The 22,053-nt window shown below is 62.4% G+C and carries 21 protein-coding genes; 6 read left to right on the forward strand and 15 right to left on the reverse strand.

The genetic code is table 11. The features are described from left to right. Nucleotides 1-122 precede the first annotated feature (122 nt). From pqqB to KW841_RS05945, 9 genes are all read right to left on the reverse strand, one after another. Complete coding sequence (pqqB, locus tag KW841_RS05905) at nucleotides 123-1,037, reverse strand: pyrroloquinoline quinone biosynthesis protein PqqB (RefSeq protein ID WP_218474402.1); 915 nt, start codon at nucleotides 1,035-1,037, stop codon at nucleotides 123-125. Nucleotides 1,038-1,092: 55 nt separating this feature from the next. Continuing rightward, nucleotides 1,093-1,164: a pyrroloquinoline quinone precursor peptide PqqA gene (gene pqqA, locus KW841_RS05910; RefSeq protein ID WP_003253598.1), complete on the reverse strand. Its 72-nt coding sequence runs from the start codon at nucleotides 1,162-1,164 to the stop codon at nucleotides 1,093-1,095. Nucleotides 1,165-1,421: 257 nt separating this feature from the next. Continuing rightward, nucleotides 1,422-2,942, reverse strand: coding sequence for an aldehyde dehydrogenase family protein (locus KW841_RS05915; protein WP_015095428.1), 1,521 nt, complete (start codon nucleotides 2,940-2,942; stop codon nucleotides 1,422-1,424). A 241-nt stretch (nucleotides 2,943-3,183) separates the two neighbouring features. Continuing rightward, nucleotides 3,184-4,959, reverse strand: a complete 1,776-nt coding sequence (locus KW841_RS05920) for a PQQ-dependent methanol/ethanol family dehydrogenase (RefSeq protein ID WP_104447410.1) — start codon at nucleotides 4,957-4,959, stop codon at nucleotides 3,184-3,186. 286 nt (nucleotides 4,960-5,245) lie between these two features. Next, nucleotides 5,246-6,181 carry a quinoprotein relay system zinc metallohydrolase 1 gene (locus KW841_RS05925; RefSeq protein ID WP_218474405.1) on the reverse strand — a complete coding sequence of 312 codons (936 nt, stop codon included), beginning with the start codon at nucleotides 6,179-6,181 and terminating at the stop codon, nucleotides 5,246-5,248. Between the two features lie 16 nt (nucleotides 6,182-6,197). Further along, a complete protein-coding gene (locus KW841_RS05930) occupies nucleotides 6,198-6,959 on the reverse strand; it encodes a quinoprotein dehydrogenase-associated SoxYZ-like carrier (RefSeq protein ID WP_218474408.1) in 762 nt (253 codons plus the stop codon). 10 nt (nucleotides 6,960-6,969) lie between these two features. After that, nucleotides 6,970-7,845 carry an ABC transporter substrate-binding protein gene (locus KW841_RS05935; RefSeq protein WP_218474412.1) on the reverse strand — a complete coding sequence of 292 codons (876 nt, stop codon included), beginning with the start codon at nucleotides 7,843-7,845 and terminating at the stop codon, nucleotides 6,970-6,972. 3 nt (nucleotides 7,846-7,848) lie between these two features. Beyond that, the gene (gene pedF, locus KW841_RS05940) at nucleotides 7,849-8,310 is read right to left on the reverse strand and encodes a cytochrome c-550 PedF (RefSeq protein ID WP_218474415.1); all 462 of its coding nucleotides are present in this window, start codon (nucleotides 8,308-8,310) and stop codon (nucleotides 7,849-7,851) included. A gap of 56 nt (nucleotides 8,311-8,366) precedes the next feature. After that, nucleotides 8,367-8,531, reverse strand: coding sequence for a hypothetical protein (locus tag KW841_RS05945; protein ID WP_167399490.1), 165 nt, complete (start codon nucleotides 8,529-8,531; stop codon nucleotides 8,367-8,369). 157 nt (nucleotides 8,532-8,688) lie between these two features. On the opposite strand from KW841_RS05945, the gene KW841_RS05950 reads away from it, so the two are divergent. The 6 genes from KW841_RS05950 to KW841_RS05975 all read left to right on the forward strand — a co-directional run bounded on the left by KW841_RS05950 (nucleotide 8,689) and on the right by KW841_RS05975 (nucleotide 13,879). Continuing rightward, on the forward strand, nucleotides 8,689-9,873 hold the full coding sequence (locus tag KW841_RS05950) for an ABC transporter substrate-binding protein (RefSeq protein ID WP_218474418.1): 1,185 nt from the start codon (nucleotides 8,689-8,691) through the stop codon (nucleotides 9,871-9,873). A gap of 30 nt (nucleotides 9,874-9,903) precedes the next feature. Continuing rightward, nucleotides 9,904-10,863 carry a YVTN family beta-propeller repeat protein gene (locus tag KW841_RS05955; RefSeq protein ID WP_218474421.1) on the forward strand — a complete coding sequence of 320 codons (960 nt, stop codon included), beginning with the start codon at nucleotides 9,904-9,906 and terminating at the stop codon, nucleotides 10,861-10,863. Then, the gene (locus KW841_RS05960; protein ID WP_095967638.1) at nucleotides 10,860-11,591 is read left to right on the forward strand and encodes an ABC transporter ATP-binding protein; all 732 of its coding nucleotides are present in this window, start codon (nucleotides 10,860-10,862) and stop codon (nucleotides 11,589-11,591) included. The genes KW841_RS05955 and KW841_RS05960 overlap by 4 nt, the downstream gene beginning before the upstream one ends. Next, the gene (locus KW841_RS05965; RefSeq protein ID WP_218474424.1) at nucleotides 11,588-12,379 is read left to right on the forward strand and encodes an ABC transporter permease; all 792 of its coding nucleotides are present in this window, start codon (nucleotides 11,588-11,590) and stop codon (nucleotides 12,377-12,379) included. The genes KW841_RS05960 and KW841_RS05965 overlap by 4 nt, the downstream gene beginning before the upstream one ends. 220 nt (nucleotides 12,380-12,599) lie before the next feature. Beyond that, nucleotides 12,600-13,157 (forward strand): PQQ-dependent catabolism-associated CXXCW motif protein, encoded by a 558-nt coding sequence (locus KW841_RS05970; protein WP_218474427.1) that lies wholly within the window; start codon nucleotides 12,600-12,602, stop codon nucleotides 13,155-13,157. 56 nt (nucleotides 13,158-13,213) lie between these two features. Continuing rightward, nucleotides 13,214-13,879, forward strand: a complete 666-nt coding sequence (locus KW841_RS05975) for a response regulator transcription factor (protein WP_007976602.1) — start codon at nucleotides 13,214-13,216, stop codon at nucleotides 13,877-13,879. A gap of 121 nt (nucleotides 13,880-14,000) precedes the next feature. On the opposite strand, the gene nahK is transcribed toward KW841_RS05975, so the two are convergent. The 6 genes from nahK to KW841_RS06005 form a co-directional block, all read right to left on the reverse strand. Then, nucleotides 14,001-16,634: a hybrid sensor histidine kinase/response regulator NahK/ErcS' gene (gene nahK / locus KW841_RS05980; protein WP_256357714.1), complete on the reverse strand. Its 2,634-nt coding sequence runs from the start codon at nucleotides 16,632-16,634 to the stop codon at nucleotides 14,001-14,003. Continuing rightward, entirely contained in the window at nucleotides 16,564-17,721 is a 1,158-nt protein-coding gene (gene nosP, locus KW841_RS05985) for a nitric oxide-sensing protein NosP (protein ID WP_007976600.1), read from the reverse strand. The genes nahK and nosP overlap by 71 nt, the downstream gene beginning before the upstream one ends. 274 nt (nucleotides 17,722-17,995) lie before the next feature. Then, on the reverse strand, nucleotides 17,996-19,186 hold the full coding sequence (locus KW841_RS05990) for a porin (protein WP_218474429.1): 1,191 nt from the start codon (nucleotides 19,184-19,186) through the stop codon (nucleotides 17,996-17,998). Between the two features lie 210 nt (nucleotides 19,187-19,396). Further along, nucleotides 19,397-20,203: a sulfite exporter TauE/SafE family protein gene (locus KW841_RS05995; protein ID WP_218474431.1), complete on the reverse strand. Its 807-nt coding sequence runs from the start codon at nucleotides 20,201-20,203 to the stop codon at nucleotides 19,397-19,399. Between the two features lie 9 nt (nucleotides 20,204-20,212). Continuing rightward, nucleotides 20,213-21,457 carry an FAD/NAD(P)-binding oxidoreductase gene (locus KW841_RS06000; protein ID WP_218474433.1) on the reverse strand — a complete coding sequence of 415 codons (1,245 nt, stop codon included), beginning with the start codon at nucleotides 21,455-21,457 and terminating at the stop codon, nucleotides 20,213-20,215. Between the two features lie 165 nt (nucleotides 21,458-21,622). After that, the gene (locus KW841_RS06005; RefSeq protein WP_007976596.1) at nucleotides 21,623-21,964 is read right to left on the reverse strand and encodes a helix-turn-helix transcriptional regulator; all 342 of its coding nucleotides are present in this window, start codon (nucleotides 21,962-21,964) and stop codon (nucleotides 21,623-21,625) included. Nucleotides 21,965-22,053 lie beyond the last annotated feature (89 nt).

Raw genomic sequence — 22,053 nt, forward strand, 5'->3', positions numbered from 1 at the left:
GCGGGTCTCCGGGGAATCTTCGGTGTCTGTTCCGGCCTCTTCGCGGGCAAGCCCGCTCCCACAGGTTTTGTGGACACTGCCAAACCCTGTGGGAGCGAGCCTGCTCGCGAAGGGGCCAGCCGCTACAGCTCAATACTCATGCCGTCATAAGCCACTTCGATCCCCCGCCGCTCCAGCAAAGCCCGCTCGGCCGAGTCTTCATCGAGAATGGGATTGGTGTTGTTGATGTGGATCAGCACCTTGCGCTGGCGGTTGAAACCCTCCAGCACGTCCAGCATCCCGCCGGGGCCGCTTTGTGGGAGGTGCCCCATTTCGCTGCCCAGGCTCTGGCCGACTTCGCAGATACGCATCTCGTCGTCGCGCCACAGGGTGCCGTCCAGCAGCAGGCAATCGGCACGCTGCATCCAGCCCAGCACTTCATCGTCGATTCGGCCAAGGCCCGGCGCATAGAACAGCGACGCGCCGCTGCGCAGGTCTTCAACGAACAGGCCAATGGTGTCGCCCGGTTGCGGGTTGCCGCGATTGGGCGAATACGGCGGCGCGTTGCTCACCAGGGGAATCGCGCGAAATTGCAAATGCCCGCAGGCCGGGATGCCGAACGGCTGGCGATCGAGGCCGACCGGTTGCCAGTGCAGTCCGCCGTTCCAGTGTCCGAGCATGTTGAACAACGGGAAACCGCTGCTCAGATCCTGATGCACACGCTCGGTGCACCAAACGTCATGGGGGCAGCCTTCGCGCAAGCTGAGCAAACCGGTGCAATGGTCAATCTGGCTGTCCAGCAGCACGATGCCGGCGATGGCGCTGTCACGCAGGCGCCGCGCCGGTTGCAGTGGTGCAAAACGCTCGAGTTGCGCGCGAATGTCCGGTGACGCGTTGCACAGCACCCACTCCACACCGTCGTCACTCAGGGCAATCGACGACTGCGTACGGCGCTGGGCCCGCAGGCTGCCATTGCGCACACCGGCGCATTGGCGGCAGTTGCAGTTCCATTGCGGAAAACCACCGCCAGCGGCGGAACCGAGAACGCGGATGTGCATGACGGATGCTCCAGGAGGCAGGCCCGGCCAACCCATCGGCTGGCCGGGTGATCAATCAACGGTTGGCGAAATACATCGTCACTTCGAAGCCAATGCGCAGATCGGTAAACGCGGGTTTAGTCCACATGGGTCATTCCTCTTCTTGTGCCGGGTGATTCCGGTAGAGCCATTAATGCACGGGGCGTTGAGTGCCCGAATGCTACTTTCGAAGGAGTTGGCGGGGTGATTTGGTAGGGGGTGCCGAGCAAATTTCCAGAACCCCAGATCCCCATGTGGGAGCGAGCCTGCTCGCGAAAGCGGTCTGACAGTCGACATCAACGGCGAATGTGCTGACCTCATCGCGAGCAGGCTCGCTCCCACAGGTTTTTCAGTGTTCTTGAGTTATCAGAAGAACCCCAGCGGATTGATGTCGTAGCTCACCAGCAGGTTTTTGGTCTGCTGATAGTGGTCGAGCATCATCTTGTGGTTTTCCCGGCCAACGCCGGACTTCTTGTACCCGCCGAACGCCGCATGCGCCGGGTACAGGTGGTAGCAGTTGGTCCACACCCGTCCGGCCTTGATCGCCCGGCCCATGCGATAGGCGCGGTTGATGTCGCGGGTCCAGAGGCCGGCGCCGAGGCCGAACTCGCTGTCGTTGGCAATCGCCAGGGCTTCGGCTTCGTCCTTGAAGGTGGTGACACCCACCACCGGGCCAAAGATTTCTTCCTGGAACACGCGCATCTTGTTGTGGCCCTTGAGCAGGGTCGGCTGGATGTAGTAACCGCTGGACAGGTCGCCCTCCAGGCGTTCGGCCGCGCCGCCGGTGAGCAGTTCGGCGCCCTCCTCCTGGGCAATGGTCAGGTACGAGAGGATTTTGTCGTACTGCTGCTCGGACGCCTGGGCGCCGACCATGGTCTCGGTGTCCAGCGGGTTGCCGCGCTTGATCCTGGCGATCTTCTTCATCACCTCGGCCATGAACGGCTCGTAGATCGACTCCTGCACCAGCGCCCGGGACGGGCAGGTGCAGACTTCGCCCTGGTTGAAGAACGCCAGCACCAGGCCTTCGGCGGCTTTTTCGATGAAAGCCGGTTCCGCGTTCATGATGTCCTCGAAGAAGATGTTCGGCGACTTGCCGCCCAGTTCGACGGTGCTCGGGATGATGTTCTCGGCGGCGCAATGCATGATGTGCGCGCCCACCGGGGTCGAACCGGTGAAGGCGATCTTGGCGATGCGCTTGCTGGTGGCCAGGGCCTCGCCGGCTTCGCGACCGAAGCCCTGGACGATGTTCAGCACGCCCGCCGGCAGCAGGTCGGCGATCAACTCGGCAAAGACCATGATCGACAGCGGCGTTTGCTCGGCAGGCTTGAGCACGATGCAGTTGCCGGCGGCGAGCGCCGGGGCGAGTTTCCAGGCGGCCATCAGCAGCGGGAAGTTCCACGGAATGATCTGCCCGACCACGCCCAGGGGCTCATGGAAGTGATAGGCCGTGGTCAACTCGTTGATCTCGGCAGCCCCGCCTTCCTGGGCACGGATGCAGCCGGCGAAGTAACGGAAGTGGTCGGCCGCCAGCGGTACGTCGGCGTTCAGGGTTTCGCGCACGGCCTTGCCGTTGTCCCAGGTTTCGGTGACGGCCAGGACCTCAAGGTTCTGCTCGATGCGGTCGGCGATTTTCAGCAGCACCAGGGAGCGGTCCTGGGCCGAGGTCTTGCCCCAGGCGTCGGCAGCGGCATGGGCGGCGTCGAGGGCCTTGTCGATGTCGGCGGCGCTGGAGCGCGGGAACTCGGCGATCACTTCACCATTGACCGGCGAGGTGTTGGTGAAGTACTCGCCATTGATCGGGGCAACGAACTCGCCACCGATGAAGTTGCCGTAGCGCGGCTTGAAGGTAATAACGGCGCCTGGGGTTCCGGGTTGTGCGTAGATCATGGTGGGCCTCTGTCTGGGTCGATGCCTGTCGTATTGACAGGCGATGAGCCGATACTAGAGAGCCCCGCGTGCCAGACGAATGCGTCGTTGGCAGGAGGGGCTCTCGTTATTTGGTCGTAGGTTTCACACCGATCACTGTAGGAGCGAGCCTGCTCGCGATGAACCCGAGAACGCCGCGGGGTATCAGGTTTCCAGCGTTATCGTTGACGAACATCGCGAGCAAGCTCGCTCCCACAAGGGATCAGTGCTTGGCCACAAGATCCTTGGGCAGCTTGAAGGTCCAGAGCATGCCGCCCTGGTTGAAGTCCTTCACCCGCTTGGCCACTTCGCCGCCCCACAGCGGTACCGCGCCGCCCCAGCCGGAGAGCACCGAGACGTACTGTTCGCCGTCCATTTCCCAGGTGATGGGCGAGCCGAGCACGCCGGAGCCGGTCTGGAATTCCCAGACCTTTTCGCCGGTCTTGGCGTTGAACGCCTGCAGGAAGCCTTCAGGCGTGCCGGTGAACACCAGGTTGCCCTTGGTGGTCAGCACTCCGCCCCACAGCGGCGCGTAGTTCTTGTGACGCCAGACTTCCTTGCCGGTTTTCGGATCGATGGCCCGCAGCACGCCGATGTAGTCTTCGTTCAACGGTTTGATGGTGAAGCCGGCACCGAGGAACGCCGCGCCTTTCTTGTAGGCGATGCCTTCGTTCCAGATGTCCATGCCCCATTCGTTGGACGGCACATAGAACAACCCGGTGTCCCGGTTGTAGGCCATCGGCATCCAGTTTTTCGCACCGAGGAACGCCGGCGCCACGAATACCGAGCTGCCCTTGACTTCCGAACCCGGGGCGCCGGGACGGCTGGCTTCGTTGTAGATCGGCCGGCCGTCCTTATCCAGGCCGGTGGCCCAGGTGATCTTGTCCACGAACGGGAAGCCACGGATGAATTTGCCGTTGGTGCGATCCAGCACGTAGAAGAAACCGTTACGGTCGGCCGTGGCCGCCGCCTTGATTTCCTTGCCGCCTTCGCTGTAGTTGAACGACACCAGCTCGTTCACGCCGTCGTAGTCCCAACCGTCGTGGGGTGTGCTCTGGAAGTGCCATTTGATGGTGCCGTCGTCCGGGTTGAGCGCCAGGCGCGACGAGGAGTAGAGGTTGTCGCCAGGGCGCAGGTGCGAGTTCCACGGCGCCGGGTTGCCGGTACCGAACAGCAGCAGGTTGGTTTCCGGATCGTAATAACCGCCAAGCCAAGGGGCCGCACCGCCGGTTTTCCACAGATCGCCCGGCCAGGTCTTGCCCGCCTCGCCACCGGAGATGCCGTTCTCCACGGCTTTGCCGTCCTTGTAGACGTAGCCCATATGGCCTTCGACCGTCGGCCGGGTCCACAGCAGATCACCGTTTTTCGGGTCGTAGGCCTCGATCTTGCCCACCACCCCGAACTCGCCACCGGCCACGCCGGTAATCAACTTGCCGTTGATCACCAGCGGCGCGGCGCTGATCGAGTAGCCTTCCTTGTGGTCGGCGACTTTCTTGCTCCACACCACCTTGCCGGTGTCCTTGTTCAGCGCCACGAGTTTGGCGTCGAGGGTGCCGAAAATCACCAGGTCGCCATACAGCGCGACGCCACGGTTGATCACGTCGCAGCAAGGGCGGATGTCATCGGGCAGGCGCGCATCGTATTGCCAGAGTTTCTTGCCGGTACGCGCATCCACGGCGAAGACCCGGGAGTAGGAACCGGTCATGTACATCACGCCGTCCTTGACCATCGGCTGCGCCTGCTGGCCCCGCTGTTTTTCACCGCCAAAGGAAAACGCCCAGGCCGGGCGCAGCTCCTTGACGTTGTCGACGTTGAGAATATCCAGCGGGCTGTAGCGCTGCCCTTGAACGCCAAGGCCGTTGGTCACGACCTGTTCCGGGTTCTTCGGGTCCTGGAGAATGTCCTGGTCGGAAACCCCGGCCAATGCCTGGCCGGACAACAGCATGGCACTGAGCAGCAAGCTCAGGACGAAGGGCTGGCGACGTGCGGGTTGAGTCATGACGGCTTCCTCTGCGGATTTTTGTTATGTCCGGAAATTTTCCCGGTCTGGTGCAGATTCTTGGGCGCCGCCGCCCTGACAACAATTGCCCGCAATGAGGAGATTGCTAGTTCCTTGGTACAGGGTGGGAGGAGATGGACACGAAATTTTGTGAACGGCACCGGCCTCTTTGTAGGAGCGAGCCTGCTCGCGATGGACTCAAGGACACCGCAGGGTGTCAGGCTGCCAGCGTTATCGTTAACGTCCATCGCGAGCAGGCTCGCTCCTACAGAAGATTTGTGGTCGCCTATTTGCTGGCAGAATCCACCCGCATCATCCGCTCGCGCTCATAGCGCGGGTACAGATGGCTGACGCTGCGGATCAGTTCATAACGGCTCAGGTTGATCCCGGCGAAGCGTTCGGGGATGGGGCTGCGGATCATCTCGGCCATATCACTGCCATTGGCCGCGCCGTCGCGCATGAGCTGATCGAGCCAGCTCAGGTAATCGCGCATCTGCTCGAAGGGTTGCCGATCACTGGCCACCGGCCCATGGCCCGGCACGACCTGCGTCCAGGGCAAAGCTTGCAGGGTCGCGATGTCCGCCAGCCACACTGACAACCCCGGACTGTTGGGCGTGGTCAGCGCCCGCTGATAAAACACCAGGTCCCCGGCATACAGCACGCCGGTTTGCTGGTCGAGAATAGCCAGATCCGCGCCCGTATGCCCACCCAGGCTCAGCAGACGCAGATCGTGATTCCCAAAACTTTTCACGCCGGGTGTCAGCGTCTGCGTCGGCAACACCACTTCGGTGCCGCGCATCCAGTCGCCGACCATCCGGTACATATTCTCGGCCATGGCATCGCCTTGCCGGTGCAACAGTTCGGTGGTGCCGGCCAGGGCGCCGATCGGCACGTCGGTGAAGGCTTGATTGCCCAGCACATGGTCCGGGTGGTGATGGGTCAGCAAGACCTCGATCACCGGCTTGTCGGTGGTGGCGGCAATGGCCTTGCGCATCGCTTCGCCGTAACGCCGGGACGGCCCGGTGTCGATCACCACCACACCGCGTTCAGTGACGATAAACGCGGTGTTGACGATGTTGCCGCCGTTGGCCTTGGCGAAATTATCGGTGCTGCCTTCCAGCAGCCAGGTGTCCCGGGCGATCTGCCGGGGCTTGAGTGAGTAGTCGAGATCGGCCAGGGCCGGCAGACTGACGCTTAACACCATCAACAGGATCCAGCGCATGCCACGCTCCTTGGGGTCAGGGGATCGACGCATCGAACTCATTGCCGCTGTTGTCCCGTAGCAACAGACGCGTTTGCCCTGCCCCCTCGATGTCAAAGGCCAGGTTGGGGTTTTCGCTGACCGCGGGGAACAGCTCCAGCCGGGCCAGCACGTGCTCGTTGTGGTCGCGCAGCTCGGCATGGTTGATGAAGAACTCCGGAATGCCGCTGACCATGCCGTTGTCCATGGGATGGGCCACCTGCATACGCAAACGGCTGAATCCGCCCCGGGGATAGCGCCCGCCGAGCACTTCGCCGATGTGTTCCTCCCAGCCCGGCTGGGTGCGCACCACACTCGGCGCGGTGCAACCGCCACCTGCGGCGTCAATCAGGGTCGAGCCGACATGCCACAGCCCGTCGCGGGTCAACACCGCCGCGCGCAGGGGTGTGGCCTGTTCGATGCGAATGCGCAACGACAGCCAGGGCAAAACCGAATCCAGCGGCTGGAAATCGACGATTTTCGGCAACGGATTCAGTTCTGCCCAGGCAAGGATTCTCACCACCTCGCCCTTGAGCGCCCGGGCGTCGATTTCCAGCGGCACCTGCCGGGCGTCTTCGGCAAACGGCGGTGCCAGCAACTTGACCCGCTCATCGAAAACGAACGGCGCATTACCCAGAAACTGCTGTTGATAGAAAGCCCACATCACCGATGGCACTGGGTCTTTGCCGGGATCGATAGCGCCAGCCTGTGCCGCCAGGCTCAACCAGCAGGCCAACAGACAACTCCCTCGCCATTTCATCGCCTGCTCCTTATTGATACATCTCGGGCACGTCGTATTGCAGGCCGTAACGGCCGTAGATGGTCTTCACCGCGCCCTCGCGGATCAGGCCTTCGAGCGCCTCTTCCACGGCATAGGCCAGTTGCCGGTTGCTTTCGTGCACCGCCATGCCGATTTCCCAGAGCTGCTTGCCCATGTTCGGGTAGGCATTTTCTGCCAGCGCCAGCTGCGGGTCGGCCGCTTCGTGCACTTGCCAGTCGATTTCGCCGCGCATGGCCATCACCGCGTCGACCTCACCGGCCTTCATCGCGGCAAACGCCTGGGGCACGCCGGGGTAGTGATGGGTCTTGCCGGCGAGCATGCCGTTGAACACCGAAGTCAGGTAGAACGACGGCACGCTGTCGACTTCGACACCAATCGGGTGCTGCTCGAACACCGCGACGCTGGCGACCTTGTCCAGCCTTCGGCGGTCATAGGCCACCTGCCATTGTTCGTTCTGGTACGGACCGAACATCACCACATGGCCGTTGACCAGCTCACCGACTTCGTTGCGCCTCTGCGCGTAGTCGTGGTCGTAGGGCACGCGCATCATCAGGTCGGCCAGTTGCTGGTTGTGCAAGGCACTGGCACGCCAGATGTAATCGCGCAGGTCGTCATCGAGCTTTTCCCCGGCCGGCGCCCAGATCAGCGTCAGGCGCACGCCGAGCGCCTTGGCCAGGGCTTCGGCCAGCTCGACATCGACACCCTGGGGTTTGCCGGCACGTTCAAAGCTGTAGGGGGCGAAGTCCTTGTAGACCGCCACCTTCAGCTCCCCGGCGGCGATCATTTCGTCGTAGTTGCGAACCTGCGCCTGCGCCGCCTGGCAGCACAGCCACAGAGCGCTGATCAACACCGCGAACAGGCGCATGGGTCACTCCTCGACGTGCACAGTGTCCAGATAAGTGCGCACCGCCCACAGGGCTTCCTGGCTCAGGTAGTCGGCCATCTTCGGCATGTACACGCGACCGTCGCGTACCGCGCCATGGCGCACCCTTTCGACGAACCATTCATCGCCCGCCTCGCCGACATCAAGCATGCGCAGGTCGGGGGCGATGCCGCCGGACTTGGCCTCCAGGCCATGACAGGCCGCGCAGTTCTGGGTATAGGCCGAAGCGCCGATTTCCACTGCCTTGTCGTGTTCCGGGGCGGTGCGATACGGGTTCACCGCGGCCCAGCCATCGGCATCGAGCTGCACACCGGCATCTTTTATCGGGGTCAGGCCCTGGGTGGCGACAGCCTGTGGCACCACGTTGCCGTGGGCCCAGACCGAACCTGCGCTGATCAAACTGGCCAATAGACCGGTCACGAGCAAGGCGTTGCATTTTGTTGTCATTGTCATGCCCTCTGGATTGCACGCAAAACCTCTTGGCAGAGGCTATGGCAGCCATCTTAGAAAGCCCTGCGCCCAGACCCCATGCTGCTTTGGTGGTCGCCACCTACTCCCTTGGTCGTAAGGCGATCGTTGGACACCGGACGCGGGCCCTGGAGCCGGTCGACGCCGATCAGGGTCAGGATCAGCAGAAACGGCAGGAGCAGTGCTTTGACGATACGCATGGTCAATCCCCTCCAGATCAGTGGCCGTGGTTACCCATGCTAGAACCGCGCCGTGTGTGGCGGGCTACTACCTTGGTACTGGCCCTTCGGTACTTTCTGCATATTTTCACCGCCCCCCAGGCTTCCTATGCTGGCGCTAACGGTCATGGAGAGCCTTATGCGCCAGCTTGCCCCTTACGCCCTGATCTACCTGCTGGCGATTGCCTGCGCCGCCGGCCTGGCCACCCAAAGCCAGGCTGCCGATGCGCCCTTGCAGGTGCGGATCGGCTACCTGGGTTATCGCCCCGACCCCGGCCCGTTGCTGTCCAACGTCATTCCCGAACCCACCGATGCCGGGCTGCGCGGCGCCGAACTGGCGATCACCGACAGCAACAGCACCGGGCGTTTTCTCAACCACGGCTACAGCCTGGTCAGCGCCAGCGTCGACAGCCCCGAAGCCTTGCTCGAAGCGGCGAAGGCTCAGCACGAACAAGGCCTGCGCCTGTTTGTGGTGAATGCCCCCGCGACCAGCCTGCGCCAATTGAGTGCGGCACTGCCCGACAGTTTGCTGTTCAACGCCGGCAGTGCCGATGACAGCCTGCGCACCACCGATTGCCTGCCGAACGTGCTGCACACCTTGCCGAGCCGGGCGATGCTCGCCGATGCACTGGCGCAGTTTCTGGTGTTGCGCAAATGGCAGCGGGCGCTGCTGATTGTCGGCCCGACGCCGGACGATCAAGCCTATGCCGCCGCCCTGCGCCGCGGGGCCAAGCGTTTCGGCTTGCAACTGGTGGCGGAAAAAACCTGGAGCTTCGATAACGACCAACGCCGCAGCGCCCAGGCCGACATGCCGCTGTTCACCCAGACAGCCGAGTACGACGTGGTACTGGTGGCCGATGAACGCGGCGATTTCGGTGAATACGTGCCCTACCAGACCTGGTACCCACGCCCGGTCGCCGGCACCCAGGGCCTGACCCCGGTGGGCTGGCACAAGACCGTGGAAACCTACGGCGCCGCGCAGCTGCAAAAACGCTTTGAAGCCCTGACCGGGCGCTGGATGAATGACCGCGATTTCGCCGCCTGGATGGCCGTGCGCAGCATCGCCAGCGCCGTGAGCAAACTGCGCCAGGCCGAGCCGATGGCGATCCGTACGCTTGAAATCAGTGATCAATTGCCGCTCGACGGATTCAAGGGCCGCAAGCTCAGCTACCGGCCGTGGAACGGCCAGTTGCGCCAGCCGATTCCTATCGTCCAGCCCCGGGCGCTGGTCAGCACTTCACCCCAGGACGGCTTTCTGCACCCGTTCAACGAGATGGACAGCCTGGGCTACGACAAACCCGAAGTCAGCTGCCGCTTTCCCTGATCCGAACATCACAACAACAAGGAATCCGCCATGCGCCGCACCCTGCTCTCGTGCACCTTGCTGCTCGCCGCCGGCCATGCCGTTGCCAGCACTGCCTGGGTCTCCAACGAAAAGGACAACAGCCTGAGCCTGATCGACATGCAGACCCTGCAAGTCACCGACACCCTGCCCGTCGGCCAGCGCCCCCGGGGCCTGCTGCTGTCCCATGACAACAAGCTGTTGTACATCTGCGCCAGCGACTCGGACCGGGTCCAGGTGATGGACGTGGCCACACGCAAGATCATCAAGGAACTGCCCTCGGGCAAAGACCCCGAGCAATTCGCCCTGCACCCGAACAACCGCTGGTTGTACGTCTCCAATGAAGACGATGCGCTGGTCACGGTGATCGACACCGAGACCTCCAAGGTGCTCGGCCAGATCGATGTCGGCGTCGAGCCCGAGGGCATGGCCGTCAGCCCTGACGGTAAGTGGGCGGTCAACACCAGCGAAACCACCAACATGCTGCACTGGATCGACACCAGCACCCAGACCCTGGCCGACAGCACCCTGGTGGACCAGCGTCCGCGCTTTGTCGAGTTCTCCCCCGATGGCGCCAGGCTCTGGGCCTCGGCGGAAATCGGCGGCACCGTGACCATTCTCGATGTAGCCAGCCGCACCGCGCTCAAGACCCTGAACTTCCAGATCAAGGGCGTGCACCCGGACAAGGTCCAGCCGGTCGGCATCAAGCTCAGCGCCGATGGCAAGTACGGCTTCGTCGCCCTCGGCCCGGCCAACCATGTGGCGGTGATCGATGCCAAGACCTTCGAGATTCTCGATTATCTGCTGGTGGGTCGACGGGTCTGGCAGATGGCGTTCACCCCGGATCAGAAACAGTTGCTGGCCACCAACGGCGTCAGCGGCGATGTCTCGGTGATCGATGTCGACAGCCTCAAGGTCAGCAAATCGGTGAAGGTCGGGCGCTATCCCTGGGGCGTGGTGGTGACGCCATGAACGCCCTTGAAGTCAGCGACCTGAGCTTTGCCTACGGCGCCCGGGAGGCCTTGCGCAAAGTGAGTTTCAGCCTGGAACCCGGGCGTTTCGCCGCGCTGCTGGGGCCCAACGGCGCCGGCAAGTCGACCCTGATTGCCCTGCTGACCCGGCTCTATGATCTGCAGCACGGCGAGATCCGCGTCGGTGGCTGTTCATTGCGCAGCGCGGCACGCCCAGCGCTCAGGCAATTGGGCGTGGTGTTCCAGCAAAGCACCCTGGACCTGGACCTCAGCGTCGAGCAGAACCTGCGTTATCACGCGGCATTGCATGGCCTGTCCCGGCGCCAGACCGACCTTCGGGTCGACGCCGAACTGGCCCGCCAGGCCCTGACCGAGCGCCGCCGCGAACGGGTGCGCGAACTCAATGGCGGCCATCGTCGCCGGGTGGAAATTGCCCGCGCCCTGTTGCATGAGCCGCGCCTGCTGCTGCTCGATGAAGCCAGTGTCGGCCTCGACCCGGCGAGTCGCCTGGCGCTCAACCAGCACATCCGCAGCCTGTGTCGCGAGGAGCACATCAGCGTGCTCTGGACCACCCACCTGCTCGACGAAGTGCAACCCAGCGATGACTTGCTGATCCTGCATCAAGGCCGGCTGGTGGCCAGCGGACAGGCCGATGCGCTGAGCCTGGAGCACGGCGGTGACCTCGGTTCGGCCTTCACCCGCCTGACTACATCGGGAGCTGCCCAATGAACGCTTACTGGCAATGTTTCAGCGGTATCGTGCTGCGCGAGTGGCTGCGCTTTGTGCTGCAACGCACGCGATTTCTCAGCGCCCTGGTGCGGCCGCTGCTGTGGTTGCTGGTGTTTGCCGCCGGTTTTCGCGCGGCGCTGGGGATCGCGATCATCGAGCCCTACGACACCTATATCCCCTACGAGGTCTACATCATTCCCGGCCTGGCCTGCATGATCCTGCTGTTCAATGGCATGCAGGGGTCTCTGTCGATGGTCTACGACCGCGAGATGGGCAGCATGCGCGTGCTGCTGACCAGCCCTCTGCCGCGTACCTTCCTGCTGTGCAGCAAGCTGCTGGCCACCTCACTGATTTCGTTGTTGCAGGTGTATGCGTTCCTGGCGATTGCCTGGGTCTACGGCGTGCGGCCACCGGCCATGGGCCTGTTACTGGCGTTGCCGGCGCTGCTGCTGGTGGCGTTGATGCTCAGCGCACTGGGCCTGTTGCTGTCGAACGCGATCCGCCAGCTGGAGAACTTTGCCGGGGTGATGAATTTCGTGATCTTCCCGCTGTTTTTCCTGTCATCGGCACTGTATCCGCTGTGGAAGATGCGCGAGGCCAGCGAATGGTTGTACTGGCTGTGCGCGGTGAATCCGTTCACCCATGCGGTGGAGCTGGTGCGTTTTGCCCTGTACGAACGCTTCAATCCGCTGGCGCTGGCAGTGTGCATGGGGCTGACGCTGCTGTTCGCGTTGCTCGCCGTACTGACCTTCAACCCGCAGCATGCGGCCTTGCGCAAGGCTGGGTAAATACATTCCCTGTGGGAGCGAGCTTGCTCGCGATAGCGGCGGCACATTCAATAAATGAATTGACTGACATAACGCTATCGCGAGCAAGCTCGCTCCCACAGGGGATCTTCATTAAGCAGGGTGAAATTACTACTTTAGTACTGGTTTCCCTGTCTATCGTCGCATTCCCAACGCCCCCCGACTGGCATGTAATAGGTCCATAACTATAAGGACTGACCCCATGCCGCGTGCCCGACGTTGCCTGTTGCGCCCTACTCTCGCCGCCCTGTCGCTGGGCCTGCTGCTGAGCACCGCGCAGGCCGACACCGCACTGTTCTCCAGCGACGGCTATCGCATCGGCCTGTACCGCAGCCCGACGCCAGACCAACTGCAAGGCGCAACCATCGTCGATACCCACGCCCTGCAAGCCCTGCTCGACCAAACCCCGCGCCCGCTGCTGATCGACGTCTACCGCCGCCAGTGGCTGCAGGGGCAATTCATCGAAGACCAGCCCCATGAAAACCTGCCCGGCAGCCATTGGCTGGCCAATACCGGTGACGGTGAGCTGACGCCGCAATGGCAGGACTATTTCGCCGCCAACCTGAAAAAGCTGACCGCCGGCGACCCGACGCAACCGCTGGTCTTCTATTGCCGCTCCGACTGCTGGTTGAGCTGGAATGCGGTCAAGCGCGCAGCCACCATGGGCTATAAGACCCTGTATTGGTATCGCGATGGCCTGGACGCCTGGCAAGCGGCCAACCTGCCGGTTTCGCCAGCAAGGCCCGAACCCTTTCCCTGAGCTTTACGCGTGCGTGTTGTTGCCACACCATAATCAAAATAATGAGGTGAAAGGCCATGTACAAAATTCTGATAGCCGACGATCACCCGCTGTTTCGCGAAGCCATCCACAACGTCATCAGCGACGGTTTTGCCGGCAGCGAAGTGATGGAAACCGCCGACCTGGACAGCGCCCTGGCCCTGACCCAGGAACACGACGACCTGGACCTGATCCTGCTGGACCTGAACATGCCCGGCATGCACGGGCTCAACGGCCTGATCAACCTGCGTAACGAAGCGCCGACCATTCCGGTGGTGATTGTCTCCGCCGAACAGGACAAGCAGATCGTGCTGCAGGCCATTACCTACGGCGCGGTGGGTTTCATCACCAAGTCTTCACCCCGTGCCCAGATGACCGATGCCATCCAGCAGATTCTCAATGGCAATGTCTACCTGCCCCCGGACATCATCCGCACCGCCAAAAGCAGCACCCACCGGCGCATGAACGACACCCCGAGCTTCCCGCCCGAACTGCTCCAGGCCCTGACCCGCAAGCAACTGCAGGTGCTGGAACGCATGACCAAGGGCGAATCGAACAAACAGATCGCCTACACCCTGGAAATCGCCGAGACCACGGTCAAGGCCCACGTCTCGGCGATCCTGCGCAAGCTCAACGTGCACAACCGGGTGCAGGCGATCCTGAGTGCCGGGGATATTGATTTCGGGTCTTATTTGCGGCGTTGAAACTGAAGATCGCGTCGCTTCCATCGCTGGCAAGCCAGCTCCCACAGGGTTTTGTGAACAGCCCACATCCACTGTGGGAGCTGGCTTGCCAGCGATGAGGCCCTCACAAACACCGACAGGTTCATGGCCTTGCAAGCAAATGACTCATCGCCGTCTTCAGCTTCATCGGCCGCACCGGCTTGTGCATCAGGGTGTGGCCCAGTTCGCGGATCTGCTGCTTGAGTTCATTGCTGTAGTTGGCCGTGATCATCATCGCCGGCACCGGTGACGCGCGCCGGGCATTGATGCGCGCCACGGCGTCGACACCGTTGCGATCGTTGTCCAGGTGATAATCGGCAATCAGCAGGTCGGCCTCGGCGTGGAAATTGTCCACTTGCCGCGCCAGGTCCTCCTCCGACAGCGCCGTCACCACCCGACACCCCCACCCCTCCAGCAAGGTGCGCATGCCGGCACAGATGGTCGCGTCGTTGTCCAGCACCCATATCCGCGCCCCCCGCAGGCGCTCGAGCATCGGCTCGCTCATCTGCAACGCAGGCTGCGGCTTCGGCGCGGTGGCGCTCAACGGCACTTCGACCGAGAACATCGACCCCCGGCCCGGCCATGAACGCACATGAATGGGATGCCCAAGGATGCCGGCAATCTTCTCTACGATCGCCAGGCCCAGGCCCAGGCCGCGATCCTGATCGGGTCGCTGCACATCCCCGCGTTTGAATTCCTGGAAAATCTCCTCCAGACGATGCTCGGCAATGCCCATGCCGCTGTCCCAGACTTCGATCGTCAGGCACTGATGATGCCGCCGGCAACCGAGCACCACGCGACCACTGTAGGTATAGCGAATCGCATTGCTCAGCAGGTTGCGCAGGATCCGCGCCAGCAGCTGGATGTCACTGCGCACCAGCGCCGAACAGCCGATGAAGTGCAATTGCAGGCCTTCACTGCGCGCCACCTGGGTGTATTCGGCGGCCAGGTTGTCCAGCAGTTCACTGAGGGCGAACGGCGCAATGTCGGCCTTGATCACCCCCGCATCGAGCTTGGAAATATCCACCAGGGTGCCGAGCAGGTTCTCCACGTCTTCCAGAGAATTGCTCACGTTGCGCACCAGCGTCTCGCTGGACATCGGCTCGCGCCTTTCCAGCAAGGCACTGGTAAACAGGCGCGCGGCATTCAACGGTTGCAGCAGGTCATGACTGACGGCGGCGAGAAACTTGGTCTTCGACAGGTTGGCCTGCTCGGCTTCCTGCTTGGCCTCGCGCAAGCGTGACTCGACCAGGCGACGCTCATCGATCTCGCGCAGCAACTGGTCGTTGAGGGTGGTCAATTCCGCCGTGCGCTCGCGTACCCGCAGCTCCAGGTTCTGATACGCCTGATGCAGCGCCTCGGCAGTGCGGCGGCGTTCGGTGATGTCGCGGATCAGCACGAAGATTCCCACCACCTCGCCACTGGCCAGACGGTTGGGCACATAGGAGCGCAGCATGTAGCGCTCCTGGTTGTTGACGTTGGTTTCGGCGAACTCGAACGTCACGCTCTCGCCGGCCAGTGCCCTGGCCACGTAGGGCTCCAGCCGCTGGTAATGCTGTTCGCTGTGCACTTCGCGCAGACTCTGGCCGAGCATCACGCCGCGGGGCCAGCAGTACCACTCTTCGTAGACCTTGTTGGTGAACTCGTAGACCAGGTCGGCATTGAGGTAGGCAATCAATGCCGGTACGTGATCGGTGATCAGGCGAATCCAGTGTTCGCTTTCACTCAGCGCCTCGGCGTGCTGGTAGCGCTCGGTGATGTCGGTGAAGGTGTTGACGAAACCGCCGGTGGGCAACGGATGGGTGCGGATTTCCAGGACCCGGCCATCGTACAGGCGCTGCTCGCATTCGCGCACCGGTCGTCCGTTGCCATCGCGGCTGGCCGGGGTCAGCAGGTTCAGCTCGCTGTCGGCGATCACTTCGGCAAACGGGCGATGGGCCGCCACCGGCGCCAGGCCACTCAACTCCAGGAAACGCCGGTTCCACAACTCAAGGATGCCCTCGGCGCTGACCATCGCCACCCCTTGGGACAGGTTGTCGACCGCCCGTTGCAACAGATGCGACTTCTGCGCCACCGCCTGTTCACGGCGTACGGTTTCGCTGAGTTTGACGTCGGTGATGTCGGTGAACAGGATCACCCGCCCCCCTTCCTGGGTCGGCCGCTCGCTGACTTGCAGCCAGCGCCCATTCTGCAGGCGGTAAAGCAGGTTTTCGTCGGCATGCCCGCGCGGCTCTTCGGTGAACAGGGCGTTGTTCATCATCAGTCGCTTGACCTCGGTCAGGCGCATGCCGGCGTTGATCCGCACCCGGCTGTTGCTCCAGAACGCCTTGAAGCGACTGTTGAACAGCACGATGCGCTGCTCGGCGTCGAACAGCACGAAGGCGTCGGAAATGCTTTCGATGGCATCGATCAGGTGTTGGTGCGCCGTTTCCGCACGCAGGCGGGCTTCGCTGAGCAAATGATTACCGGCCTTGAGTTCGGCCATGGCCTGGTTCAGGGCATCGGTGCGTTCGCGCACTTGCTCGGCCAGCACCACCGAATGCTGGAATGCCGCGTACGGATCGTTGCCGCGGGTTCCCCCGGACTCGACCCGCTCGATCAGCGCGCCATTGATGCGCTGCAGTTTGTGGTTTTCCAGGCGCAGCCCGGCCAGCTCGGCCTGCAGCTCAGCGATGTCCTGGGGCACGGCCACGGGCAATGGCAACGCCGGTGAAGGTCTGGTTGATGTGCATGCCATTGAACTGTTCTCCATAGGTGTTGAAACCCATCACCCGTTGCTCACGCAAAAAACCGCCGATCTGATCAAGACTGCCGTCGTCTTCGAGTTCCAGACGCCGCAGGAAACAGTCGCAACCGATGGTCAGCAGCAAATCGCCCAGGCGCTCCTGCAATCCCTCGAACAGGCTCTGCAGGTTCGGCAGCATCGGCCCCGGAGTCATGGCGGTGAGGACGATGCCGTTTTCCACGGCGCAGTAGAAACTCAGGCTCAGGTCCGGATGCACCTGCTGGATGGCCCGCACGTAGTATTGCTGGTTGATCCGCACTGCCAACGGGTGCGCGGCGAAGACCCGGTGATCGAGCTGCGCCACCGGTACGCCGATGTGCCGGGCGTACTCCTCGGCGGCAGGCTCGGCATTGAGTTCGAAGACCCGGCGCAAGGTGCTGTCGGCCCCGGTGACCACCAGCTTTTCGGCGCGGGGCAGCACGTGGTGGGTGGTGAACACTTCGAAATCCAGCCAGGTATTGACCAGCACCACCACGGCCGCGCCGCTGTGGAACTCGCCATCGAAGTACACATGGGTATGGGTCAGGTAGTTATCGTCGCCGGCCGAACCGCCGAAATGCGGAATGTCGCCCAAGGCCGCACTCAAGGCTGCCAGGACCATTTCTTCACGGCTGGACAGGCCATCAAGCAGGGTCAGGGCAAAGCTGTTGCCCTTGATCGGGGCCAGGGTGTTGCTGCGACAGCCACTGACCAGGCGCTCGACCATTTGCTGGGCGTCGATCAGGCTGAAGTGCTCCATCTGGTCGATCAGCTCGATCGAGATGGAAAAGTGCCGGTGGTCGAAACCCACCGCCGTCACGCAATTGCGTCCATAGCCCAGCGGGGTGATTTCCCCGGCGCTGGTGCAGCCCGCCAGGCGAATGCCACCGAAGCTTTGCTGCAAGGCCTGGCCCAGCGCCTGCAAGTCGTATTCGGCGGAACAGAAGAACAGCACGAACCCCAGGTGCGGGTGCAACAACTGTCGTGCCAGTTCCTGCGCGACCTGTCGGGCATCGGTGGCCTGGGACATTGCACTGACGACGCCTTCGCTCTGCTGCATCCTTACCTCCCGCGGGTGCGTGTATATGAGGCACGAGTGTACGAAGTCTGTGGGGGGCGACGAATGCTACTTGGGTAGCGGGTAGCCGCTTCGATGGGATGAGACAGATAAAGCTCCCACACTAGTGTTGGTTATCCGCAGGTGTTGCGTACACCCGGTAACCCTGTGGGAGCGAGCTTGCTCGCGATGGGGCCATCACAGCCAACATCCATGTCGCCTGACACTCAGCCATCGCGAGCAAGCTCGCTCCCACAATTATTTGCATTCCAGCCTGCTACCAGGTCAGCACCGCGCCCACGGCAAAGGTGTCGGTGTCTTCGTTCTGCTCATCGGTGTCGTGGCCGTTGATTTCGAACTGGTTGTACTCGGCCACCAGCTTGAGGTTGTCGTTCACGTCATGGAACAACGCGATGCCGCGGGTCTCGTAATCCGCACCGCTGCCGACCACGCCGTTGCCGTCGTCATTGGTCTTGCCGTAGGACAAGGCCAGGCGGTTCTTGCCCAGTTTGTAGGAGCCCTGCATCAGGTAGCCGTCGCTGTCGACGTTGCGCAGGGTCGGCTCGCCGGCATTGTTGGTGAAAAACGGGTTGATGCCCTTGGCCTGGAAGCCGGACCCGGTGAGGGACAAGCCGCCCATCTTAGCCTGCACGCCATAACCGACCCCCTTGGAGGTGACGGTCTCGACCGTCGAATCGGTGTTGTCCGAGGTCTGGTAGCTGCCATTGACCCAGCTGTAGATCTTTGCCCCGGCCAGGTCGAACTGATAGGTGACTTCACTCTCGGTACGCGGGTTTTCCTGATAGGCCTTGCCCGTCGGGCTGCTGTCGTTGGTGTCCACCGGGTCCATGATGCCGACCGCCACGCGCAGACCGTCCATCACCGGGGTGCGATAGGTGATCTGCGAGGTCGGGAACGGATACGGGTAACCGGTGCCGATGTTGCCGAACGACACCCCGCCGCCATCCACCAGCCCCAACGTATCGCTGACCTGGCCGTAACCGGCGAGCATTTCGTCGAGCAGGATGTTGGAACGGGCGAACAACCCGAAGTCCTTGCCGATCAGCACCTCGCCCCACTCCGGGTTGGCCACGGTGCCGAAGAACTGCCGCACATCGATGGCGGTGTCGGTGCCGTTGGTTTGGCTGTCGTTGATGGTGACCCAGAACGAGGCACGAGCGCCGAGCTTGAGATCGTCCACCTGCTTGCCCATGTTGAACCCCAGGTAGTTGGGCAAAAAGCCCATCTTGACCCGCGACTGCCGACGGTCGTACTGATCGCCGGCGCGGTCGACATCGCTGTTTACGTAGAAGGCGTTGATGTAGCCGTCGGTGGAGAACGTGGTCTGGTCCTTGTCGTACAGCATGATATCCGCCTCAGCCACCTGGCTCAGGCCCAGGCCCAGGGCAGACAGGCTGGCGATAAAGGCTGGCAGAAAACGATGCGTGACGTTCTTATTGTTGTGCATGGCGCGCTCCGAAACGGGGGGACTGAGTGTCGGAGGCGATTATCGAAACCTGACGGGCGGCGCCATACGCTGCCTTGGGGCTGGTTTTGAGGTGCTTTGGATTGGCTGGCGGCGCGTGACCGCTATGGCGTAAGACCGCTCGTCGGCGAGGCTCGCCACTTAGGGCGTAGGCCTGTGGACCCGACTGGCATCCACAGGAACCGGTACCGCCTAGGCGTTGGCCTTGAGCAACATGTAGGCGGCGACCACCACGCAGATGCTGGCGAACCCGACCTGCAACGCCCGCGCCGGCACCCGGGCGCACAGCTTGCGGCCGATGATCATGCCGAAAATGCTCGCGCCAATGAAGGTGGCCCCCACACTGTCGATGCGCACGCCGGCATGGAACGCGCCGATCACGCCGATGGCCGAAATCAGGCTGATCACCATCAGCGAGGTGGCAATGATTCCGCGCATCTGCACATCAGTCAGTTGCTTGAACGCCGGGACAATCAGGAAGCCGCCGCCCACCCCCAGCAATCCCGAGACCACACCCGTGACCGCTCCGAGCGCGGCGAGGGTCGCGGTGCATTTGGCGGTCCAGGAGAAGCGCCCGGTCTGTTGATCGAGCATGCAGTTTTTCTGGCCCCAGTTGGCGTGCCCGTGGTCGCTCGGGCCTTCGTCCTTGCGTTCACGGCGCAACATCCGCCAGGCCACCATGACCATCAGCAGGCTGAACAGGATCATCAGGATTTTTTCCGGCAACTGATGGGCGAAGTAGATGCCCACCGGCGAAAACACCGCACCGAGCGCGGCGATCAGCAACGCCGCGCGATACCGCACCAGGCCATGGCGCAATCCATCGATGGCGCCGACCGCTGCCGCACTGCCCACCGCAAACAACGCCACTGGAGCGGCCTGGGTCATGCTCCAGCCCAATCCCAATACCAGAGCCGGCACCGCGAGAATCCCGCCGCCCGCTCCAGTCAACCCCAATACCAACCCCATTACCACGCCAAACAGACTTGCCAGCAACATAGGGAGTTCTCAGTCGACCCTGGACAGACGCGTCAGCCACTCGCGACCCTTGAGCATACCGTTCCAATAGAACCACGGTAGCAGTGTTGCCTTGAGCCACCACGCCGAGCGGCGCGGCGTCGTCGGGTCAAGGGGAAAGGTCGGCAGCAATTTGCCCGCATAACCGAACTCGGCAAGGATCACCTTGCCCTTCTCCACCGTCAGCGGGCAGGAGCCATAGCCGTCGTACTTCAGCGGCAATGGTTGTTGCTTGCGCAAAGCCAGCAGGTTTTCGGCCACGACCACTATCTGCTTGCGCACCGCCGCGGCGGTTTTTGCATTGGTGGTGCCGCAGATATCCCCCAGCGCGAAGACGCCTGGATAACGCGGATGCTGCAGGCTGTGGGGATCGACTTCACACCAGCCGGCGGCGTCGGCCAGCGGACTCCGGGCGACGAAATCCGGGGCCACCTGAGGCGGAACGACATGCAGCAGGTCAAAGGTTTTTGCCTCGCGGGTGACATTGCCCTCGGCGTCCTTGACCTCGAACCACGCGGTTTTCGCCGGGCCGTCGACCTTGACCAGATTCGAATTGAATGCCAGCCGGGCGTTGTACTTCTCAATGTACTTCATCAGCGGCGGGACAAAGGTCGCCACGCCGAACAATGCAGCGCCCGCGAGATTGAACTCGACGTCAATGTTGTTCAGCACACCGCTCCTGTTCCAGTGATCACAGGACAGGTACAGCGCTTTCTGAGGCGCCCCCGCACATTTGATCGGCATGGCCGGCTGGGTGAACAGCACCTTGCCGCCGCGCAGTTTCTGCACCTGGTCCCAGGTGTAGGTCGCGTGCCGGTAGCTGTAGTTGGAGGTCACGCCGTGCTGGCCGAGGGTCTGCTCCAGGCCTTCGATTTTCTCCCAGGCCAGGCGCAGGCCGGGGCAGACCACCAGGTTCTGATAGCTGACCCTGCGTGCGTCACTGAGGATGAGCCGGCCATGGTCAGGGTCGATGCCGGTCACGGCAGCCTGCACCCAATTGACCCCGCGCGGCATCACCGACGCCATCGGCCGCACGGTGTTTTCCACGTTGTAGGCTCCACCGCCGACCAGCGTCCAGGCCGGTTGATAGAAGTGCCGGGAGTCGGGTTCGATCAGGGTGATGTTCAGCTGCGGGTTACGCTTGAGCAGGCTGGCGACAAGGCCTATGCCCGCCGTGCCGCCGCCGATCACCACGATATCTGCACTGATGGATGGGCCCCAGTGTTGATCGTTCATTGCTTGTTCCTTTTGCTGCACGCAAGGATTTTTCCAGTCAACACACAAAACTACTGTGGGAGCGGGCTTGCTCGCGAAGGCGGTGTGTCAGCCAACGTTTATGTCTACTGACACACCGCCTTCGCGAGCAAGCCCGCTCCCACAGGTTCGGTGTGTTGAACAAGATCAAGGTTGAACCCAGCTTTTAAGCACCGCCCCGCAATACAGCCCGGAGAGGGTTTTCATCACCTGGATCACCTCGTGACTGGCGAGACCGTAAAAAATGTACTTGCCTTCACGACGGGTCGCGACCAGTCCTTCATCGCGCAGGATCCCCAGTTGCTGGGACAGGGTCGGTTGGCGCACGCCGGTCATTTTTTCCAGCTCGCCTACGTTGCGCTCGCCCTGGGTCAACTGGCACAGGATCAACAGGCGATCCTCATTGGCCAGGGCCTTGAGCAGCGCACAGGCCTTGGAGGCCGAGGCGCGCAGTTGGGCGACTTCACATTCGGTCAGACTGGATTGCATTTGCAGGATGCCTTCAACGTCACTTAAGCTGTAAACATTATGTTTAAACATATATTGTTGCAACCCGTGATCGAAATTTCGTCCTCTTG

The organism is Pseudomonas sp. PDM28, assembly GCF_019219115.1.
In the GTDB taxonomy this organism is placed as follows: domain Bacteria; phylum Pseudomonadota; class Gammaproteobacteria; order Pseudomonadales; family Pseudomonadaceae; genus Aquipseudomonas; species Aquipseudomonas laurylsulfatiphila.

What these genes read in the sequence shown, in the direction of transcription:
- KW841_RS05995 (WP_218474431.1), bottom strand. Translation starts at nt 20,203, where the DNA reads ATGTTGCTGGCAAGTCTGTTTGGCGTGGTAATGGGGTTGGTATTGGGG.
- pedF (WP_218474415.1), bottom strand. Translation starts at nt 8,310, where the DNA reads ATGACAACAAAATGCAACGCCTTGCTCGTGACCGGTCTATTGGCCAGT.
- KW841_RS05970 (WP_218474427.1), top strand. Translation starts at nt 12,600, where the DNA reads ATGCCGCGTGCCCGACGTTGCCTGTTGCGCCCTACTCTCGCCGCCCTG.
- KW841_RS05930 (WP_218474408.1), bottom strand. Translation starts at nt 6,959, where the DNA reads ATGAAATGGCGAGGGAGTTGTCTGTTGGCCTGCTGGTTGAGCCTGGCG.
- KW841_RS05950 (WP_218474418.1), top strand. Translation starts at nt 8,689, where the DNA reads ATGCGCCAGCTTGCCCCTTACGCCCTGATCTACCTGCTGGCGATTGCC.
- nosP (WP_007976600.1), bottom strand. Translation starts at nt 17,721, where the DNA reads ATGCAGCAGAGCGAAGGCGTCGTCAGTGCAATGTCCCAGGCCACCGAT.
- pqqB (WP_218474402.1), bottom strand. Translation starts at nt 1,037, where the DNA reads ATGCACATCCGCGTTCTCGGTTCCGCCGCTGGCGGTGGTTTTCCGCAA.
- KW841_RS05955 (WP_218474421.1), top strand. Translation starts at nt 9,904, where the DNA reads ATGCGCCGCACCCTGCTCTCGTGCACCTTGCTGCTCGCCGCCGGCCAT.
- nahK (WP_256357714.1), bottom strand. Translation starts at nt 16,634, where the DNA reads ATGGCATGCACATCAACCAGACCTTCACCGGCGTTGCCATTGCCCGTG.
- KW841_RS05975 (WP_007976602.1), top strand. Translation starts at nt 13,214, where the DNA reads ATGTACAAAATTCTGATAGCCGACGATCACCCGCTGTTTCGCGAAGCC.
- KW841_RS05920 (WP_104447410.1), bottom strand. Translation starts at nt 4,959, where the DNA reads ATGACTCAACCCGCACGTCGCCAGCCCTTCGTCCTGAGCTTGCTGCTC.
- KW841_RS05990 (WP_218474429.1), bottom strand. Translation starts at nt 19,186, where the DNA reads ATGCACAACAATAAGAACGTCACGCATCGTTTTCTGCCAGCCTTTATC.
- KW841_RS05915 (WP_015095428.1), bottom strand. Translation starts at nt 2,942, where the DNA reads ATGATCTACGCACAACCCGGAACCCCAGGCGCCGTTATTACCTTCAAG.
- KW841_RS05935 (WP_218474412.1), bottom strand. Translation starts at nt 7,845, where the DNA reads ATGCGCCTGTTCGCGGTGTTGATCAGCGCTCTGTGGCTGTGCTGCCAG.
- KW841_RS05960 (WP_095967638.1), top strand. Translation starts at nt 10,860, where the DNA reads ATGAACGCCCTTGAAGTCAGCGACCTGAGCTTTGCCTACGGCGCCCGG.
- KW841_RS05925 (WP_218474405.1), bottom strand. Translation starts at nt 6,181, where the DNA reads ATGCGCTGGATCCTGTTGATGGTGTTAAGCGTCAGTCTGCCGGCCCTG.
- KW841_RS05965 (WP_218474424.1), top strand. Translation starts at nt 11,588, where the DNA reads ATGAACGCTTACTGGCAATGTTTCAGCGGTATCGTGCTGCGCGAGTGG.
- KW841_RS06005 (WP_007976596.1), bottom strand. Translation starts at nt 21,964, where the DNA reads ATGCAATCCAGTCTGACCGAATGTGAAGTCGCCCAACTGCGCGCCTCG.
- KW841_RS05945 (WP_167399490.1), bottom strand. Translation starts at nt 8,531, where the DNA reads ATGCGTATCGTCAAAGCACTGCTCCTGCCGTTTCTGCTGATCCTGACC.
- KW841_RS06000 (WP_218474433.1), bottom strand. Translation starts at nt 21,457, where the DNA reads ATGAACGATCAACACTGGGGCCCATCCATCAGTGCAGATATCGTGGTG.